Source organism: Pseudomonas sp. GLN_2 (genome assembly GCF_043106005.1).
GTDB classification, from domain to species: Bacteria; Pseudomonadota; Gammaproteobacteria; order Pseudomonadales; family Pseudomonadaceae; genus Aquipseudomonas; species Aquipseudomonas alloputida.
Map to the genome: position 1 here is coordinate 16,507 of NZ_JBICMC010000059.1, position 18,196 is coordinate 34,702.

Below are 18,196 nucleotides of genomic sequence, written 5' to 3' on the forward strand. Positions count from 1 at the left end.
GGCCGGTACAAGCCACCCAGTAATTTCAGGAGAGATGAACCATGAACACCCGCATCGATCCCTCGCAGCACCTGCTTGGCCAAGGCCCGTTGGTCAGCCGCGAGCGCCTGTGGCAATCATTGATGGACCTGGCCCAACTCGGCGCCACCGCCAAGGGCGGCGTGTGCCGCCTGGCCCTGACCGACCTCGACCGCCAGGCGCGCGACCTGTTCGTACACTGGTGCGAAGAGGCCGGCTGCACGGTCAGCGTCGACGCCATCGGCAATATCTTCGCACGCCGACCCGGGCGCAACCCTGCCCTGCCGCCCATCATGACCGGCAGCCACATCGACACCCAACCCACCGGCGGCAAGTTCGATGGCTGCTACGGCGTCATGGCCGGCCTCGAAGTGATGCGTACGCTCAACGACTTGCACCTGACCACCGAAGCCCCGCTGGAAGTGGTGGTATGGACCAACGAAGAAGGTTCGCGCTTCCCGCCCTGCATGATGGGCTCGGGTGTGTTTGCCGGTAAGTTCGGCCTGCAGGAAACCCTGGACAAGGTCGATGACCAAGGTCTGTCGGTCGGCGCTGAGTTGCAGCGCATCGGCTACGCCGGCCCGCGCGTGCCCACCGGACATGCCGTGGGCGCCTACTTCGAAGCGCATATCGAGCAAGGCCCGGTACTGGAAGACCAACGCACCACCATCGGCGTGGTCCAGGGCTGCCTGGGGCAAAAATGGTTCGACCTGACCCTTACCGGCGTCGAGGCGCATGCAGGCCCCACGCCCATGCACCTGCGCAAGGACGCATTGGTCGGCGCAGCCGAGGTGGTGGCTGCGGTCAACCGCGTCGCTCACGCGCACCAGCCACATGCCTGCGGCACGGTCGGCTGCCTGACCTTGCACCCGGGCTCGCGCAACGTCATCCCCGGCCAGGTGCACATGACCATCGACCTGCGCCACCTCGACCCTGGGCACCTCGACGCCATGGTCAGCGAAGTGCGCGCAGCCATCGAAAACAGCACGGCGAAACATGGCCTGAGCTATCAGCTGACCCCGACAGCCGACTTCCCGCCGCTGTACTTCGCCGAGCAGTGCGTGGATGCCGTGCGCCAGGGGGCGCGTGCACTGGGCCTGAGCCACATGGATATCGTCAGCGGCGCCGGTCACGATGCAATCTTCCTCGCCGAGCTGGGCCCAGCCGGGATGATCTTCGTGCCATGCGAAGGCGGCATCAGCCACAACGAAATCGAAAATGCCGCGCCCCAGGACCTGGCCGATGGTTGCGACGTCCTGTTGCGCGCCATGTTCCAGGCCGCCAACCCGGGAGCCCGTTGAAATGACCCAGAAAACCGCGATTGGCGAACTCACCGCCGTCGAACTGCTCGAACTGTACCAGCGCCGCCAGTTGTCACCCGTCGAGGTGGTCGACGATGTGCTGGCGCGCATCGACCTGCATAACCCGGCGGTCAACGCCTACTGCCATGTCGACGGCGAAGGTGCCCGCGCCGCCGCCCGTGCCAGCGAACAGCGCTGGCAACGTGGCGAGCCCTGTGGCCGACTGGATGGCGTACCCGCCTCGATCAAGGACCTGACCCTGACCCGCGGCATGCCTACCCGCAAGGGCTCGCGTACTACCTCGGGTTCCGGGCCGTGGGAAATCGATGCGCCCTTCAGCGCCTTCATGCGTGAAGCCGGTGCTGTGCTGGTAGGCAAGACCACCACGCCGGAGTTCGGCTGGAAAGGCGTGACCGACAACCCGCTGTACGGCATTACCCGCAACCCTTGGGATACCAGGCTGACTGCCGGTGGTTCGTCTGGTGGTGCTGCGGCAGCCGCCGCGCTGAACCTGGGGGTACTGCATCAGGGCAGCGATGCCGGTGGTTCGATTCGCATCCCTTGCGCCTTCACCGGCACCTTCGGCATCAAACCGACCTTCGGCTATGTGCCGCAATGGCCGGCCAGCGCCATGACCGTGCTGTCGCACCTGGGGCCGATGACGCGTACCGTGGACGACTCGGTGCTGATGCTCGACTGCGTAGCGCGCCCCGATGCCCGCGACGGTTTGGCCGGCGCTCCCCGGCAGGCGCCTTGGCTCAGCCAGCAGCAAGATCTGAGTGGGCTACGCATCGCCTACAGCGCCAACTTCGGTTACGTGCAGGTCGACCCACAGATCCAGGCACTGGTGGCGCAAGCGGTGCAGCGTCTGGCGCGGCTGGGTGCGCAGGTAGAGGAAGTGGACCCGGGCTTCAGCGACCCGCTGGAAACCTTCAATACCCTGTGGTTTGCCGGTGCGGCGCGGTTGGCCAGTGCCTTGAGCGATGAGCAGAGAGCGTTGCTTGACCCGGGGCTGCGCTGGATTGCCGAACAAGGCGCACAGATCAGCCTTGGCGAATACACCCAGGCGCTTGAGGCACGGGCAGAATTGATTGCGAAGATGAATGCCTTTCATCAGCGATATGACGTGCTGGTATCGCCGATGCTGCCGTTGGTGGCGTTCGAGGCCGGACAGAACGTGCCGCCTGGGTCGGGGATGACGCAATGGATGGAGTGGACGCCGTTCAGCTATCCGTTCAACCTGACCCAACAGCCGGCAGCCTCGGTGCCCTGCGGGTTTACCCGCGAGGGGCTGCCGGTGGGTCTGCAGGTGGTGGCCGGGCGCTTTGCCGATGAGCAAGTGCTGCGGGTGTGCAAGGTGTATGAGCAGCATTATCCGAGCCGGCACTTGCAAGCACCGATTACTGGCTGAAATCTGTATGGGCCTCTGCGGCCCTTTCGCGGGTGAACCCGCTCCTACACGCACCGATTACTGGCTGAAATCTGTATTGGCCTCTGCGGCTCTTTCGCGGGTGAACCCGCTCGTGTGGGAGCGGGTTTACCCGCGAAGAGGCCCTCAGCCCAAACGCCCTTCTGGCGCATACGGCGCCGGGTCGATAATCGGCTCGGCCCCGGTCAGCAAATCGGTAAACAGCTGGCACGAAGCCGGCGCCAACACCAGCCCATTGCGATAATGCCCACAGTTTAGCCACAACCCTTCATGCCCTGGCACAGGCCCAATGTAAGGGATGCCTTCTGGCGACCCCGGCCGCAGTCCCGCCCAGTGCGCCACCACTGTGGCGCCTTCAAGCTCAGGCAACAACTCCACCGCCGATGCCTTCAGGCTTTCCAGCGCATCCCCGGTCGGGGTCTTGTCATACCCGGCGTGTTCCAGCGTGCTCCCCACCAGAATGTGCCCGTCACGTCGCGGGATTGCATAGCGCCCCTTGGCCAGCACCATGCTCGGCAAGAAGTCTTCAGCACACTTGAACAGGATCATCTGACCCTTCACGGGCTCCACCGGCAGTTCAAGGCCAAGGGTACGCAACAGGTCGCCACTCCAGGCGCCTGCGCTGAGCACAACCTCATCCGCCGCCAGTACGCCATCAGCCGTCTGTACACCAGTCACGCGCCCCTTTTCCTGCACGAAGCCGGTGATCTGGCAGTGTTCACGCAAGGTCACGTTTGGCAGCGCCAGCAACGCCGCTTTCAGCGACTTGACCAAGCGTGGGTTGCGCACATTGGCCACGCCAGCCATGTAGATGGCGTGCTTGAAGCCCGGGCCCAGCACCGGTACCGCATCGTAGGCCGCCGAAATATCCACGGCACTCAGCGGCCGCTGCTCGCGCGCGGCCCAGGCCAACGCTTCAGCCTCGTCGTCCAGGTCGAGCCAGTACAGCCCGGTGGTGTGTACTTCGGGGTCGACACCGGTGCTGGCGAACAGACGCTCGCCCAGCTGTGGATAAAAGTCCTGCGACCAGTGCGCCAGAGCGGTCACGGCGGGGCTGTAGCGCCACGGGTACAACGGCGAGACAATGCCTCCGCCAGCCCAGGACGACTCTCGGCCAACCTCACCCTGATCGCACACCACCACCTGGCCGACCTTGGCTGCCAGGTTGAATGCCGTCAGCAGGCCGATCACCCCGCCGCCGACCACCACTACTTGCTTGCTCATCTGTCGATCCAACACCTGAAGTAAAACCGCGATGCACCGGGCATCATTGAGCCTTCAGCTTCCCCAGCAGTGCGTGCTGTGCTCAACGGCACCCGGATTGCGCTGCATGCCAGCCTGGTCGAGCTGGAAATCGCCACAGCCATCCTGCGCCATCAGCCCATGCGGTAGCCGCCGGGCGCGCAGCGTGAAGGTGTCACTGTCGCGCTGGGCCTGAAGGCTGTAGTAGCGGGTACCTTCGGGCAAGACCAGGTCGCCCTCGGCGTATTGGCCAGTGCGCACGCGGTGGCGCTCCAGGCGCAGGGCGGCATCATGCAGCAGGCCAACCACTTCGCTGCGCGCGGCTCGCCGAAGCTGGTCGCTGTAACTGGGGTAGGCAATGGCTGCCAGAATGCCGGTCACGGCCAGCACAATCAACAACTCGATCAGGCTCAAGCCTTGCTGCATGTCAGTCTCCTCGCAATCTTTGCCGCCAGGTGATGCGTTGGGTTTGATTGCCGGCTACGGCGTAGACCGCTTCCAGCACATGCCGTGAGCGGCTTTGCTTGCTGACGGCGGTAATCCGGAACAGGCTAACCGGCTGCCCTTCGGGCATGTGCGCGGCACGTGTGCTGACACCCAGGTTCTGCAGCTGGAAAAAGCCGGTCTGGGTACCCTGCCACTGCCCAACCAGATCGTGCGGCCTGGGCGGCGGCAGGCACGCGTTACAAACGTCAGGGGGCGACCGTTCAAGTTCGCGCTCCCCGGCCAGCAAAGTGGCCTCAGCCTCTTCCAGCGCCAGCAGGCCATCGCTCAGGTAGCCGGTCATCCGTGTTTCCACCAGCGCGTCACGCAGGGCAGATGTGGCAAGCAGGCCCAGCAGGACGCTGAGCACCAACGCCAACAACAGGACAACACCCCGCTGGCGGTTCATGAAGCCGGCACCGGGTTACGCAATGCCACGCTCAGCGTATGGTGCTGCTCAAGCTGCAAGGTCGGCTCATACAATGTCAGCTGAAGATCGATCCGCTCTCCAGCCACCTGCACCACACGCAGTTCGCGCACGTGATCGACCAAGGGCTGATTGTGGCCGCGCCGCTTGAAGTAAAGCGTACTTCCAACGTGAACATAGCGATGCCGGCTGACAGGCACAGCCATAAGCGTGTCGCTACCTTGCGCGCGCTCCTTGTGTACCTCCACCGTGTTGATACAGTTTGTCAGCAAGGTCCAGTCGGGGTCGCCGGCATACCCTGTTAACTCAGCGACGACCAGGCTCAAACTTGACGGGCCGCTCGCCAAGGGCCGGGCAAAGGCCTGCTCCGCGCCGGAGACCAGAAAGTCGTCTGGGCTCAGGCGCAGGCAACCGAACATCCCGGCCATGCGGATATCCTGCGCCATGCGCAGCAATGCAAGCCGCGCAGAATCCTGCATGCGCACTGCCGTACTTTGCAGGCGCCAAGCCTGGTGCGCGGAGACAAAAAGCTGGCTGGCCGCCGCCAGCAGCATCAATCCGATCGCCAGCGCCACCACCATCTCAAGCAAGCCAAACCCTGCCTGACAGCGCCTCATCGCCGCCTGCGCTCATGCTCGCTGTGCAGCGCCATCGCCGCCTGGCCATCCCGGCGCGCGCTGTCCGCAGCCTGCAATGCCTGCAATTGCATCGCAGCCGTTGCGAACAGACCTGCGGCCACGATCACGATCGCCAACAGCACTTCCAGAAGCGTCATGCCCCCTTGCCTTGCGTGCATCCCTGCACCTCCTGCGACTTTTCCGGTCATTGCTTTCAACTTGGGCGACTGGACCTCTTGTCCAACCGCCAGGAAGCTATAGCCAAGCACGTCCAGGGAGGAATGCACGGTGAAGCAACGCGGCGTAACACTGATACAAATGTTGTCGGCCTTGGCCGTGGCGGTCTTGCTGACCCAACTGGGCATGCCGGCCTACGCCCGAATGAGCGATGACCTGCACCGGGCGGCGGCTGCCCGTGATCTGGCGCAGGCGCTGCGCAGTGCACGCAGCCATGCCATGCTGCAAAGCCAGCCGGTGCTGGTGCTGGCGCTGGACGGTAATTGGGGGAATGGTTGGCGGGTAGTGCTGGAGCATAACCGGCAGGTGCTACGCGAACAGCGCCTTTCAAAGCCGCTGAAAATAACCAGCAATCGCGGCGAGCAGTTCAAATTCAGTGCGCTGGGCGTGCCAATGACGTCGGGCAACAGCTGGTTGGGCGCAACACTGGAAATGTGCGAACGCGCCGCTGCTCGCAGCCGATATCAGGTGGTGCTGGCATCAAGCGGCAGAGTCAGGTTGCTTACGGAGGACCTGAGCAATGACCGCTGCTAGCGCGGTCATTGCAGGAACAGTCTTGAGTCGCGCAAGGGCTGCAAAGCAGCCCCTGCATTGGCAGCGGTGCTGCCCGTCAGATCAGCGAGCGAACCCGCAGCTCTTTGGGCATTGAAAAGGTGATGTTCTCTTCGCGCCCATCCAGCTCTTCTGCGCCGGTAGCGCCCCAGGCCTTGAGCTGTTCGATCACGCCACGCACCAGCACTTCGGGTGCCGAAGCACCGGCGGTGATGCCGATCCGCGCGGTCTGGTCAAACCAGCCGCGTTGCATGTCCTCGGCACCGTCGATCAGGTAGGCCGGGGTGCCCATGCGCTCAGCCAGCTCGCGCAAACGGTTGGAGTTGGAACTGTTCGGGCTGCCCACCACCAGCACCACGTCGCTCTCGCCGGCCAGTTGCTTGACGGCGTCCTGGCGGTTCTGGGTGGCGTAGCAGATGTCGTCCTTGCGCGGGCCACCGATGTTCGGGAAGCGCGCACGCAGCGCATCGATGACGCGGCTGGTGTCGTCCATCGACAGTGTTGTCTGGGTGACAAAAGCCAGGTGGTTCGGGTCGCGCACCTGCAGGTTGGCCACATCTTCCTCGTCTTCGACAAGGTAGATGGCGCCGCCGTTGCTGGCATCGTACTGGCCCATGGTGCCTTCGACTTCCGGGTGCCCTTCGTGGCCGATGAGAATGCACTCACGGCCATCGCGGCTGTACTTGGCCACTTCGATGTGAACCTTGGTCACCAGCGGGCAGGTGGCATCGAACACTTTCAGGCCACGGCCAGCAGCTTCCTGGCGCACAGCCTGGGAAACACCGTGGGCACTGAAGATGACGATGACATCGTCCGGCACCTGGTCCAGCTCTTCGACAAAGATGGCGCCGCGGTTACGCAAGTCTTCCACCACGAACTTGTTGTGCACCACTTCGTGGCGCACATAGATCGGCGGGCCGAAGACTTCCAGCGCGCGGTTGACGATCTCGATCGCCCGGTCGACCCCGGCGCAGAAGCCGCGCGGGTTGGCGAGTTTGATTTGCATGCTCGGCTCCAGGCTTACAGGGCCTTCACCTCGAGGATCTCCACCTCGAAGGTCAGGGTCTTGCCAGCCAGTGGGTGATTGAAGTCGATGGTGACCTGGTCGTCATCGAACGCTTTGACCACACCCGGCAGCTCGGTGTTGGCGGCGTCGTTGAAGATGATCAGCAGCCCTTCGGACAACTCCATGCCTTCGAAGTTGGACCTCGGCATGACCTGCACGTTCTGCGGGTTAGGCTGGCCGAAGGCGTTCTCCGGGGCAACCACCACGGTGCGCTTGTCACCGGCCTTGAAACCGAACAGGGCGTTTTCAAAACCCGGCAGCAGGTTGCCGTCACCCACTTTGAAGGTGGCCGGGGCTTTATCGAACGTACTGTCGACGGTGTCGCCGTTTTCCAGGTGCAGCGCGAAGTGCAGGGTGACTTCGGTGTTCTGGCCGATACGGGTGTCAGTCATGGACCGGATCCTCGGACTTCTTGCTCTTGAACATATCCAGCGCCAGCATCACCGCACCAACGGTGATGGCGCTGTCGGCCACGTTGAAGGCCGGGAAGTAATGACGGTTCTGCCAGTGCACCAGGATGAAGTCGACCACATGGCCCAGCACGATGCGGTCGTACAGGTTGCCAATCGCCCCACCCAGCACCAGCGCCAGCGCCACGGCCAGCCAGGTCTCGTTGCGCCCCAGGCGCTTGAGCCAGACGACCAGTACCGCGCTGACCACCACGGCGATCAGGGCGAACAACCAGCGCTGCCAACCCGCTCCGTCAGCCAGGAAGCTGAACGCGGCACCGGTGTTGTAGGCCAGAGTCCAGCTGAAGTAGTCAGGAATGACCACGATCTGCTGGTACATGGTCAGGGCGTTGTTGAAGTACAGCTTGGTGGCCTGGTCGATGACCAGGACCAGCAAGCTCAGCCACAGCCATGCAAGGCGCCCGAAGCGCCCCGCTGCAGGGTTAGGCATAGTGGCGCACCTCACCCGAGCCTGTCAGGTTGTCGACGCAACGGCCGCAGATTTCCGGGTGCTCCGGATGGCTGCCGACGTCGGCGCGGAAGTGCCAGCAACGGCCGCACTTGGTGTGGCCGGACTTGACCACTTGCAGCTTGAGGCCTTCGACCTCGGTGGCTACCGCTTCGGCCGGCGCCTGTGCGAACGGCACCACGCTGGCGGCCGAGGTGATCAGCACGAAGCGCAGCTCGTCGCCCAGCTTGCCCAGGTCGGCACTCAGGCCTTCGTCGGCGTACAGGGTCACTTCGGCTTGCAGGTTGCCGCCGATGACCTTGGCGGTGCGCTGGTTTTCCAGCTCCTTGTTGACCGATGCCTTCACTGCCATCACGCGGTCCCAGTAGGCGCGGTCCAACTCGGTGCCTTCCGGCAGCTCGCTCAGGCCTTGGTACCAGCCGTTGAGCATGACCGACTCGTTGCGCTCGCCCGGCAGGTACTGCCAGATTTCGTCGGCAGTGAATGCCAGGATCGGCGCGATCCAGCGCACCAGCGCCTCGCTGATGTGGTACAGCGCAGTCTGGCAGGAACGGCGGGCGACACTGTTGGCGCCGGTGGTGTACTGGCGGTCCTTGATGATGTCGAGGTAGAAGCCGCCCAGCTCCTGTACGCAGAAGTTGTGCACCTTGGAGTAGACGTTCCAGAAACGGTACTCGCTGTAGTGCTCTTCCAGTTCGCGTTGCAGCAGCAGGGTACGGTCCACGGCCCAGCGGTCCAGCGCCAGCATGTCTTCCGGGGCCAGCAGGTCGCGGGCCGGGTCGAAGCCGGACAGGTTGGACAGCAGGAAGCGGGCGGTATTGCGGATACGCCGGTAGGCGTCGGCGCTGCGCTGCAGGATCTGCTCGGAAACGGCCATTTCACCGGAATAGTCGGTGGCCGAAACCCACAGGCGCAGGATATCGGCACCCAGGGTGTTGTTGACCTTCTCCGGCTCGATGGTGTTACCCAGCGACTTGGACATCTTGCGGCCGTTCTCGTCCACGGTGAAGCCGTGGGTCAGCAGCTCGCGGTACGGCGCGTGGTTGTCGATGGCGCAACCGGTCAGCAAGGACGAGTGGAACCAGCCGCGGTGTTGGTCGGAACCTTCCAGGTACAGGTCAGCGCGCGGGCCGGTGGCGTGGCCGATGTCGTGCGAGCCACGCAGTACGTGCCAGTGGGTGGTACCGGAGTCGAACCACACGTCGAGGGTGTCAGCGATCTTGTCGTACTGGTCGGCTTCAGCGCCCAGCAGTTCGGCGGCGTCCAGCTTGAACCAGGCCTCGATGCCTTGCTGCTCGACACGCTTGGCCACTTCTTCCATCAGTTCGACAGTGCGCGGATGCAGCTCGCCGGTCTGCTTGTGCAGGAAGAACGGGATCGGCACACCCCAGTTGCGCTGACGCGAGATGCACCAGTCCGGGCGGTTGGCGATCATCGCGTGCAGGCGCGCCTGGCCCCAGGCCGGGACGAACTTGGTGTCTTCGATGGCTTTCAGCGCACGCTCACGCAGCGGCTCGCCGGTGCTCGGCTGCTTGTCCATGCCCACGAACCACTGCGCGGTGGCGCGGTAGATCAGCGGGGTCTTGTGGCGCCAGCAGTGCATGTAGCTGTGGCTGATGGTTTCGGTGTGCATCAGCGCACCGACTTCGCTCAGCTTCTCGACGATGGCCGGGTTGGCCTTCCAGATGAACTGGCCGCCGAAGAATGGCAGCGACTCGACATACACGCCGTTGCTCTGCACCGGGGTAAGGATGTCGTCGTTGACCATGCCGTAGCGCTTGCAGGTGACGAAGTCGTCTTCACCGTAGGCTGGCGAGGAATGCACCACGCCGGTACCGGCACCCAGCTCGACGTAGTCGGCCAGGTAGATTGGCGACAGGCGATCGTAGAACGGATGGCGGAAGTTGATCAGCTCCAGCGCCGAACCTTGGGCGGTGGCAAGAACCGAACCTTCCAGGTTGTAGCGCTTCAGGCACGACTCGACCAGCTCTTCAGCCAGCACCAGCAGGCGCTCGCCGGTGTCGACCAGGGCGTACTTGAATTCCGGGTGGATGTTCAGGGCCTGGTTGGCCGGGATGGTCCACGGGGTGGTGGTCCAGATCACGATGGCGGCCGGCTTGGTCAGCGAGGCCAGACCGAAGGCGGCGGCCAGCTTGGCCTCATCGGCAACCGGGAAGGCCACGTCGATGGTCTGCGACTTCTTGTCGGCGTACTCGACTTCCGCTTCAGCCAGCGCCGAACCGCAATCAAAGCACCAGTTCACCGGCTTCAGGCCCTTGAACACGAAGCCTTGCTTGACCATCTCGGCCAGGGCGCGGATTTCACCGGCCTCGTTGGCGAAGTTCATGGTCTTGTATGGGTTGTCCCAGTCACCCAGCACGCCCAGGCGGATGAACTCGGTCTTCTGCCCTTCGATCTGCTCGGCAGCGTACTCGCGGCACAGCTCGCGGGTGCGGTCGGCGGAGAGGTGCTTGCCGTGGGTAACCTCGACCTTGTGCTCGATCGGCAGGCCATGGCAGTCCCAGCCCGGTACATACGGCGCATCGAAGCCGGCCAGGGTCTTGGAACGGACGATCATGTCCTTGAGGATCTTGTTCAGCGCATGACCGATGTGAATCTTGCCGTTGGCATAGGGCGGGCCGTCGTGCAGGACGAACTTGGGACGATCCTTGCCAATTTCGCGCAGCTTCTGGTACAGGCCAATGCTGTCCCAGCGCTGCAGGATCTGCGGTTCGCGCTGAGGCAGGCCGGCCTTCATGGGGAAGGCGGTGTCCGGAAGGTTAAGCGTGGCTTTGTAGTCGGTCATTTCAGGCTCTTCGTTAGCGGTTGAGCGTGCCAATGTGCACGTGCGGCGGCGATATCCGCATCGATCGCCGACTTCAGCGCCTCCAGGGAGGCGAATCGCTGCTCTTCACGCAGCTTGTGGTGGAACTCCACCGTCAGGCGCCGGCCGTAAAGATCACCGGCAAAGTCCAGAAGATGAATCTCCAGGTGCGGGCGCCCATCACCGGCAACGGTGGGGCGCACGCCGATATTGCCGACACCCGGCCAAGCTTTGCCGTCGATCACGATGCTGGCCAGGTATACCCCGGACAGCGGCACGCGACGGCGCTTGAGCTGGATGTTGGCGGTTGGTGTGCCGAGCTGGCGGGCCAGCTTCTGGCCGTGCAGCACGCGGCCTGTAATGCGGTACGGGCGGCCCAGCAGGTGTTCGGCCAGCTCGAAGTTGCCCTCGGACAAGGCCTTGCGCACTTCGGTGCTGCTGACCCGCAGGCCATCCTGGATGACCGTGTTGGCAGCCTCGACGGTAAAGCCATACGCGTTGCCGGCCTCGACCAGGAAAGCGAAGTCGCCAGCGCGGTCGCAGCCGAAGCGGAAGTCATCGCCCACTTCGAGATGACGCACGCCCAGGCCGTCGACCAGGATGGCCTTGACGAAGGCATCGGCACTGAGCTTGCTCAGGCGATGGTTGAACGCCAGGCACAGCACCCGGTCGATACCTTCGGTCGCCAGCAGCTCTATCTTGTCGCGCAGCCGGGCCAGACGCGCTGGCGCGGTATCGGGTGCGAAGTACTCGCGTGGTTGCGGTTCGAAGATCACCACGCAGGTCGGCAGGCCCAAGGCCTGACCGCGCTCGCGCAGGCGCGCCAGGATTGCCTGGTGGCCGCGGTGAACCCCGTCGAAGTTGCCAATGGTGGCGACACAGCCCCGGTGCTCGGGGCGCAGGTTGTGAAGACCTCGAACCAGCTGCATAACGCGCTTCTTGCTCATAAAGTGGCCGATTATAACCACACCCGGGCGCTGGTGACAGGCAGCAGCGCCCAAGGGCGGCGTGGAATGCGAAAAACCGACGCCTGACCCGCCAAAAGCCTCAGTGCAAGGCCTTGCGAGCGAAATGCCGGGGCCTGAAGCCACACAGGTACAGGCAGCCAAAATACGTCACGACGCCCGCCAGGATCAGCGCCCCAAGCCGCAGGAAGCGCTCAAGCATAATGCCCTGCTCCCAGGCCGGCATATAGTGCATGCCCGCCAGCAGTACTGCCGACATCAGCGTCACTGCCAACACAAGCTTGAGCAGGAACACTGCCCAGCCAGGCTGAGGCTCGAACAGCTGCTGACTGCGCAGCTTCCAGAACAGCAAACCGGCATTCAGGCAAGCACCGAGGCTGATCGCCAATGCCAGGCCGGCATGTGCAAGCGGGCCGACCAGGGCAAGGTTGAACAGCTGGGTGCAGACCAAGGTGAAGACTGCGATCTTCACCGGCGTGCGAATATTCTGCTGCGCATAGAAGCCAGGTGCCAGTACCTTGATCAGAATGATCGCCAGCAAGCCCACGGAATAGGCGATCAACGCCCGCTGGGTCATGGCCGCATCAAACGCGCTGAACTTGCCATATTGAAACAGCGCAACGGTCAGCGGCTCGGCAAGAATGGCCAAAGCCAGGGTGCAGGGCAGCACCAGCAGGAAGCACAGGCGCAGGCCCCAGTCGAGAATCCGTGAGTACTCCTCGCGGTCCTTGTTGGCGTAGGTCTTGGCCAGGGTCGGCAGCAGGATGGTGCCCAGAGCAACGCCCAACACACCGGAAGGCAGCTCCATGAGGCGGTCGGCGTAGTACATCCACGACACCGAGCCGGCCACCAGGAAGGAGGCGAAGATGGTGTTGATGATCAGCGAGATCTGGCTCACCGACACCCCCAGGATCGCCGGCAGCATCTGCTTCAGTACCCGCCACACACCCGCGTCCTTGAGGTTCAGTCGCGGCAGCACGAGCATGCCGATCTTCTTCAGCGCTGGCAGCTGGTACAGCAACTGCGCCAGGCCACCCGCCAGCACGCCCCAGGCCAATGCCATGATTGGCGGGTTGAAGTACGGCGTCAGCAACACGGCGAAGGCGATCATCGCCACGTTCAGCAAGGTAGGCGTGAAGGCCGGCACCGAAAAGCGGTTCCAGGTATTGAGGATCGCTCCGGCCAGGGAAGACAGCGAGATCAGGAATATATAAGGAAACGTCACCCGCAACAGGTCGGTGGTCAGCGCGTATTTTTCGGTGCTGTCGACAAAACCCGGGGCCGTCGCCCACACAACCCACGGTGCAGCGAGGATGCCGATGGCGGTCACCAGGGCCAGCACCAGGGTCAGAAGGCCGCTGACATAGGCAATGAAGGTGCGCGTCGCCTCCTCGCCCTGCTGGGTCTTGTACTCGGCCAGAATCGGCACGAAGGCCTGGGAGAATGCGCCTTCGGCGAAGATGCGCCGCAACAGGTTGGGCAGCTTGAACGCGATGAAGAAGGCATCGGTAGCGACACCAGCACCAAAGATGCGGGCCAGGATGGTGTCGCGAACAAAGCCCAGCACCCGCGAAATCATGGTGATCGAGCTTACTGCAGCCAGGGATTTGAGCAGGTTCATCGAAAAGATTCACGCCAATGACAGAGGACGCTGCCAGACAGCGTCCGAATGTGCGATACTCCCGCGCCTTCGCAGGGGAGCCAAAAATTCCCGAGTGTACAGGTCGCGCAGCAGAAAGGAATCTTTCCCGCTTGTTGGCGCACCGCTCGGCGGAACCTTGCAGGTGGCCTTGACATCCGCTCGACTGATCGGCATGATTCGCGGCCTATTTTGTTTGCTATTTACCTAAAGTCTTTCGAGGAGCTCGACGGTGGCCAACACACCTTCCGCCAAGAAACGTGCAAAACAGGCTGAGAAGCGTCGCAGCCACAACGCCAGCCTGCGTTCCATGGTCCGCACCTACATCAAGAATGTAGTTAAAGCCATCGACGCAAAAGACGCCGAAAAAGCGCAAGCCGCTTACGTTCTGGCTGTACCTGTAATCGACCGTATGGCCGACAAGGGTATCATCCACAAGAACAAGGCTGCTCGTCACAAAGGCCGTCTGAATGGCCACATCAAGGCGCTGAAAGAAGCTGCAGCTGCCTAAGCGACGCGCTAGTCGAAAAACCGACCCTAGGGTCGGTTTTTTGTTGCCTGCGATTTATGCTCGCGGGCCCAGTTCCATGCGGGACTCGATCTGTGGGAGCGGCCTTGTGTCGCGAAAGGGCTGCGGGGCAGCCCCGGCAATCTCACTTTCTGCGCTGAGACCGAGGGGCCGCTACGCGCCCCTTTCGCGACGCAAGGCCGCTCCCACAAAAAAGCGGGGCCGCGTTTGGCGGCCCTACTTTTACATCACTTGGCGATTTGAATCTTCGGTGCCCACTGCAGCCATTCATCCTCGGCCTTTTCGAACAAGGCAAAGGTCTGTTGCGGCCGTGCCGGGTTACCCATCTGCTCGCCATCTGGCGTTGCAAAGGCGATACCGCCATCGATCAGGGTTTCTACCGACTCGGTACGCACTGTAGCGCCCTTGAACAGACCCCAGTCGAAACCGAAACCACTGCTGTTCCAGAAGCGGCTACCGCTGCGCACCAAGGCGGCATAGCGCGGCTCGATGAGGATATGAATCAGCACGCGGTCAGCGCTCTGACCCAGCTCGAAGCCTGTCACCTTGCCCACCGTAACCTCACGATAGGTAACCGGCACACCCGGCTTGATCGAACCGCGGCGTGGCGCACTGAGCGTCAATGGCAGGCCGACCTCTGGCCCTGCTACCTGCGGCGCTTCGGCCAAGGCGATGAAATCGCGCTGTGGCCCACGGTTCTTGGCTGCTGGCTGCACTTCCAGGTACTGCCCACCTATCAAGGTGTCCAGGTTTTCAGTGCGCACCAGGCCCAGGGCCGGCTTTACCACCCAGAACTGCGTACCGGCACGGGCAATACGATCCGCCGCTTCGGTAATGCGCGCCCGTAGCAGCACCGCCTGCAGGTCATCGGTGAGGTCGACGCTCTCGATGCTGCCCACATCCAGGCCGCGGAAGCGGATGGCCGTGCCCGGTTTCAGGCCATCGGCACGCTCTACACGGATGGTGATCAACGTACCCGCACGGTTTACCGCCTCCTGGCTGTCATGCAGGCGGAAGCGTGGAATGTGTCGCTTCAGCGGTACATCGGGCCGTGGCGTATCGAACGCAATACCGCCGGCCATCAGTGTTTGCAGCGACTCACTCTTGATCTTGATGCCCGACAGGCCGCCGGTCAGGGTGATCCCACTGACGTTCCAGAAGCGCGACGAACCATTGACCAGCTTCTCGTACTCCTTCTCGATATGCACACCGATCAGGATGCGGTTGCTGTTACGGGCGAACTGATAGCTCTGCACGCTACCCACCTTCACCTGGCGATACATCACCGGGCTGCCGATTTCCAGCGAACCCAAGGTGTCGGCGAACAACACCATGTGCAGGCCCGGCGCTTTGAGGTCGAGCGGCGGCGCCTTGGCACGCGCCTCGAACTCACGCTCTGGCCGTGCGCCCTTCTCACCAGGACGAATGGCGATGTAGTTACCTTTGACCAGCGCCTCCAGGCCCGTGATTCCCGCCAGGGAAATCGACGGTTTGACTACCCAGAACTGCGTCCCGTCTACCAGGTAGTCCTCGGTCAGCGGGTCGAGTGTCAGCTCGGCCGAAGCGCTGGCCAGGTTGTCTTCCATCTTCAGGGCTTTCAGCGAGCCCACCTGGATGCCCTTGTACATGACCGGCGTGCGACCCGCCTGCAGGCCTTCATAATCGCTCAGCTTCACTTTTACCCGGATACCCGCCTGGGCTGCATCGAAGTCCTCGTACAAGCGGAACGGCAGGCTCGGATCGGTGGGCGGGCTGTCCTTGCGGTACTCCGGCGTGGCGAAGGCGATACCACCCGCCACAATGCTCGACAACGACTCACTGCGCACCTTCACACCCGAAAGCGAAGCATCGATGCTGACACCGCTGGCGTTCCAGAAACGCGTGTGCTTGCGCACCAGGCTGGCGTAGGCCGGCTCGATGAAGACTTTCACCTCTACGGTGCTCTGGTCCTCGGACAGGCGGTAGCTTTTCACCCGGCCAACCTGAATCTGCTTGTAGAACACCGGGCTGTCACGGTTGAGCGAGCCCAGCCTGTCGGCCTTGAGGGTCAGGTGCAGGCCTGGCTCAGAATCCGAGAGCGGTGGCGCCACCTTCAATGCCACAAAGCGTTTGGTACGCTCCCCCTCTCCCGGGCTAACGGCGATGTAGTTACCCGACACCAGTGTTTCAAGGCCAGATATACCGGCCAAGCTGACACTCGGCTTCACCAGCCAGAAACGCGTGCCTTTGGTTAGATGGGGCTCGGCAGCCTTGTTCATCTCGATGGTAGCGATCACCCCCTGCGTGTCGCCCTTGGCGTCGAGCACGAGGCTTTTCACCTTGCCAACCGGCATGCCTTTGTAGATGACCTCGGTCTTGTTGGCGACGATACCCTCTCCCGACTCGAAGCGGACTTCAATTTCCACGCCAGCGTCGCGGTAGGCCTGCCACGCGAGCCAGCCACCGATCATCAGCGCAATCAAAGGCAGGATCCAGATGGCCGACCAGTTCGAGGCTGGGCGGGTTTTAGCCGTTGGCAGGTCACTCATGGTCGTCATCCGACTCCGTGTTATCCCAAATCAGTCGGGGATCGAAAGTTAAAGCGGCAAGCATTGTCAGGATCACCACAGTTGCGAAGGCGACAGCGCCCAGGTTGGCTTCGACACTGGCTATTCGGCCAAAATTCACCACTGCCACCAGGATGGCAATGACGAAGATATCCAGCATGGACCAGCGCCCAATGAATTCGATGAAGCGGTACATCAATATCCGCTGCCGGGCCGAAAGCGGCTGCCGCCGCTGAACGGAGTACAACAGCAAGCCGATGCCCACCAGCTTGAACGTGGGGACCAGGATACTGGCAATGAACACCACAGCCGCAATGGGCACCATGCCATGCTTGAGCAGGGTGATGACGCCGGACATGATGGTGTCCGGGCTGCCCTGACCGAGGGTACTCACGGTCATGATCGGCAGTATGTTGGCCGGGATGTAGAGGATCGACGCCGCAATCAGCAACGCCCAGGTGCGCACGATACTGTTCGGCCGGCGTGCATGCACGACAGCACCGCAGCGTGTGCAGGTTTGCGAAGTGCTGTCTGGCTCTTGCCTGTTCAGCTCGTGACACTCATTGCAGACAACAATGCCTGCGTCAATCGCCCGCATGCAGGTCCTCCCCCGATAGCGCACTCCAGATCTGGTGGGGCGACATCACCACCTCGAGCCACACCTGGATCAATAACAGACTGATGAAACAGAACAGCCCAAGGCCCACGGTCAGCTCGGCCAGGTCCACCAGTTTGACGATGGCCACCAGCACCCCCATGAAATAGACCTCGAGCATGCCCCAGTCACGCAGGTGGTGATAGATGCGGTAGAAGACCAGGCCGTAGTCACGCCCGAAGTTCAAGCGGATGCTCAACAGCACGGCCAGCTGACAGAGCAGCTTCGCCAGCGGAATGACCATGCTACAGAGCAATACCACTACGGCAACACCGCGCATTCCCGAGTTGTACAGGCCTAGCACGCCACTCCAGACCGTATCGTCCGAAGTCTGGCCAAGCAGGTGCAACTGCATGATCGGCAGGAAATTGGCCGGCACGAACAGCAAAAGGGCCGTCAGCACCAAGGCCAGGCTGCGATTGACTACATTGTGCCGATGGGCATAGAGCTCGTAGCCGCAGCGCGGGCATTGGGCTTTCTCATCATGCTGGAGCACGGGCTTGCGCAGTAGCAGGTCGCATTCATGGCAGGCGACAAGCTCGTCCAACGGCAGCTGGGCCAGGGTTTCAGGTTCGACAGAATTGGACATAGAGCGCTTCTGAATAGGTGCGTGGGGGCTATTCTAGTGTTCTGGCTCGAATTATGGGAGGCGACGTTGCCCTGAAGGGTGTGCGCCCCTGCCTGGCGTTGCCCCCTTCCCCGTAGGAGCGGGTTTACCCGCGAACACCGGCGAAGCCGGTGCCATCTC

The 18,196-nt window shown here is 62.7% G+C and carries 18 protein-coding genes; 4 read left to right on the forward strand and 14 right to left on the reverse strand.

What is annotated here, in order from left to right; genetic code table 11:
- Positions 1 to 41: 41 nt before the first annotated feature.
- Together ACF8Q6_RS14630 and ACF8Q6_RS14635 are read left to right on the forward strand one after the other, a co-directional pair.
- The gene (locus ACF8Q6_RS14630; RefSeq protein ID WP_019436796.1) at positions 42 to 1,319 is read left to right on the forward strand and encodes a Zn-dependent hydrolase; all 1,278 of its coding nucleotides are present in this window, start codon (positions 42 to 44) and stop codon (positions 1,317 to 1,319) included.
- A gap of 1 nt (position 1,320) precedes the next feature.
- On the forward strand, positions 1,321 to 2,730 hold the full coding sequence (locus ACF8Q6_RS14635) for an amidase (RefSeq protein ID WP_392494589.1): 1,410 nt from the start codon (positions 1,321 to 1,323) through the stop codon (positions 2,728 to 2,730).
- A gap of 144 nt (positions 2,731 to 2,874) precedes the next feature.
- On the opposite strand, the gene thiO is transcribed toward ACF8Q6_RS14635, so the two are convergent.
- Genes thiO through ACF8Q6_RS14660 form a run of 5 tightly spaced genes read right to left on the reverse strand, consistent with a single transcriptional unit; the run spans position 2,875 to position 5,696 of the window.
- A complete protein-coding gene (thiO, locus tag ACF8Q6_RS14640) occupies positions 2,875 to 3,972 on the reverse strand; it encodes a glycine oxidase ThiO (RefSeq protein WP_054830833.1) in 1,098 nt (365 codons plus the stop codon).
- Positions 3,973 to 4,026: 54 nt separating this feature from the next.
- Positions 4,027 to 4,416, reverse strand: coding sequence for a type IV pilin protein (locus tag ACF8Q6_RS14645; RefSeq protein ID WP_003247577.1), 390 nt, complete (start codon positions 4,414 to 4,416; stop codon positions 4,027 to 4,029).
- A gap of 1 nt (position 4,417) precedes the next feature.
- The gene (locus ACF8Q6_RS14650; RefSeq protein ID WP_012051116.1) at positions 4,418 to 4,882 is read right to left on the reverse strand and encodes a hypothetical protein; all 465 of its coding nucleotides are present in this window, start codon (positions 4,880 to 4,882) and stop codon (positions 4,418 to 4,420) included.
- Entirely contained in the window at positions 4,879 to 5,517 is a 639-nt protein-coding gene (locus ACF8Q6_RS14655; protein ID WP_392494592.1) for a PilW family protein, read from the reverse strand. Before ACF8Q6_RS14655 ends, ACF8Q6_RS14650 begins: the two co-directional genes overlap by 4 nt.
- On the reverse strand, positions 5,514 to 5,696 hold the full coding sequence (locus tag ACF8Q6_RS14660) for a prepilin-type N-terminal cleavage/methylation domain-containing protein (protein WP_003247582.1): 183 nt from the start codon (positions 5,694 to 5,696) through the stop codon (positions 5,514 to 5,516). Before ACF8Q6_RS14660 ends, ACF8Q6_RS14655 begins: the two co-directional genes overlap by 4 nt.
- Before the next feature lie 109 nt (positions 5,697 to 5,805).
- Between ACF8Q6_RS14660 and ACF8Q6_RS14665 the strand changes: the two genes are divergently transcribed.
- Positions 5,806 to 6,288, forward strand: a complete 483-nt coding sequence (locus ACF8Q6_RS14665; protein ID WP_019750368.1) for a GspH/FimT family pseudopilin — start codon at positions 5,806 to 5,808, stop codon at positions 6,286 to 6,288.
- Between the two features lie 76 nt (positions 6,289 to 6,364).
- Here ACF8Q6_RS14665 and ispH read toward each other — a convergent pair whose 3' ends face one another.
- The 6 genes from ispH to murJ form a co-directional block, all read right to left on the reverse strand.
- The gene (gene ispH / locus ACF8Q6_RS14670; RefSeq protein WP_004577287.1) at positions 6,365 to 7,312 is read right to left on the reverse strand and encodes a 4-hydroxy-3-methylbut-2-enyl diphosphate reductase; all 948 of its coding nucleotides are present in this window, start codon (positions 7,310 to 7,312) and stop codon (positions 6,365 to 6,367) included.
- Positions 7,313 to 7,326: 14 nt separating this feature from the next.
- Entirely contained in the window at positions 7,327 to 7,764 is a 438-nt protein-coding gene (fkpB, locus tag ACF8Q6_RS14675) for an FKBP-type peptidyl-prolyl cis-trans isomerase (RefSeq protein WP_003247607.1), read from the reverse strand.
- Positions 7,757 to 8,272 carry a signal peptidase II gene (gene lspA / locus ACF8Q6_RS14680; RefSeq protein ID WP_003247609.1) on the reverse strand — a complete coding sequence of 172 codons (516 nt, stop codon included), beginning with the start codon at positions 8,270 to 8,272 and terminating at the stop codon, positions 7,757 to 7,759. Before lspA ends, fkpB begins: the two co-directional genes overlap by 8 nt.
- A complete protein-coding gene (gene ileS / locus ACF8Q6_RS14685; protein WP_392499007.1) occupies positions 8,265 to 11,096 on the reverse strand; it encodes an isoleucine--tRNA ligase in 2,832 nt (943 codons plus the stop codon). The genes lspA and ileS overlap by 8 nt, the downstream gene beginning before the upstream one ends.
- Positions 11,093 to 12,043, reverse strand: coding sequence for a bifunctional riboflavin kinase/FAD synthetase (gene ribF / locus ACF8Q6_RS14690; RefSeq protein ID WP_029611809.1), 951 nt, complete (start codon positions 12,041 to 12,043; stop codon positions 11,093 to 11,095). Before ribF ends, ileS begins: the two co-directional genes overlap by 4 nt.
- A gap of 118 nt (positions 12,044 to 12,161) precedes the next feature.
- On the reverse strand, positions 12,162 to 13,700 hold the full coding sequence (gene murJ, locus ACF8Q6_RS14695; RefSeq protein ID WP_004577288.1) for a murein biosynthesis integral membrane protein MurJ: 1,539 nt from the start codon (positions 13,698 to 13,700) through the stop codon (positions 12,162 to 12,164).
- 250 nt (positions 13,701 to 13,950) lie between these two features.
- Between murJ and rpsT the strand changes: the two genes are divergently transcribed.
- Positions 13,951 to 14,229: a 30S ribosomal protein S20 gene (gene rpsT, locus ACF8Q6_RS14700; protein WP_003247625.1), complete on the forward strand. Its 279-nt coding sequence runs from the start codon at positions 13,951 to 13,953 to the stop codon at positions 14,227 to 14,229.
- Between the two features lie 245 nt (positions 14,230 to 14,474).
- Here rpsT and ACF8Q6_RS14705 read toward each other — a convergent pair whose 3' ends face one another.
- The 3 genes from ACF8Q6_RS14705 to ACF8Q6_RS14715 are packed head-to-tail and all read right to left on the reverse strand — an operon-like array spanning position 14,475 to position 18,037.
- Positions 14,475 to 16,775 (reverse strand): PqiB family protein, encoded by a 2,301-nt coding sequence (locus ACF8Q6_RS14705; RefSeq protein ID WP_004577289.1) that lies wholly within the window; start codon positions 16,773 to 16,775, stop codon positions 14,475 to 14,477.
- Positions 16,768 to 17,391 (reverse strand): paraquat-inducible protein A, encoded by a 624-nt coding sequence (locus tag ACF8Q6_RS14710; RefSeq protein WP_012051109.1) that lies wholly within the window; start codon positions 17,389 to 17,391, stop codon positions 16,768 to 16,770. The genes ACF8Q6_RS14705 and ACF8Q6_RS14710 overlap by 8 nt, the downstream gene beginning before the upstream one ends.
- Positions 17,378 to 18,037 carry a paraquat-inducible protein A gene (locus ACF8Q6_RS14715; RefSeq protein ID WP_020190949.1) on the reverse strand — a complete coding sequence of 220 codons (660 nt, stop codon included), beginning with the start codon at positions 18,035 to 18,037 and terminating at the stop codon, positions 17,378 to 17,380. The genes ACF8Q6_RS14710 and ACF8Q6_RS14715 overlap by 14 nt, the downstream gene beginning before the upstream one ends.
- Positions 18,038 to 18,196 lie beyond the last annotated feature (159 nt).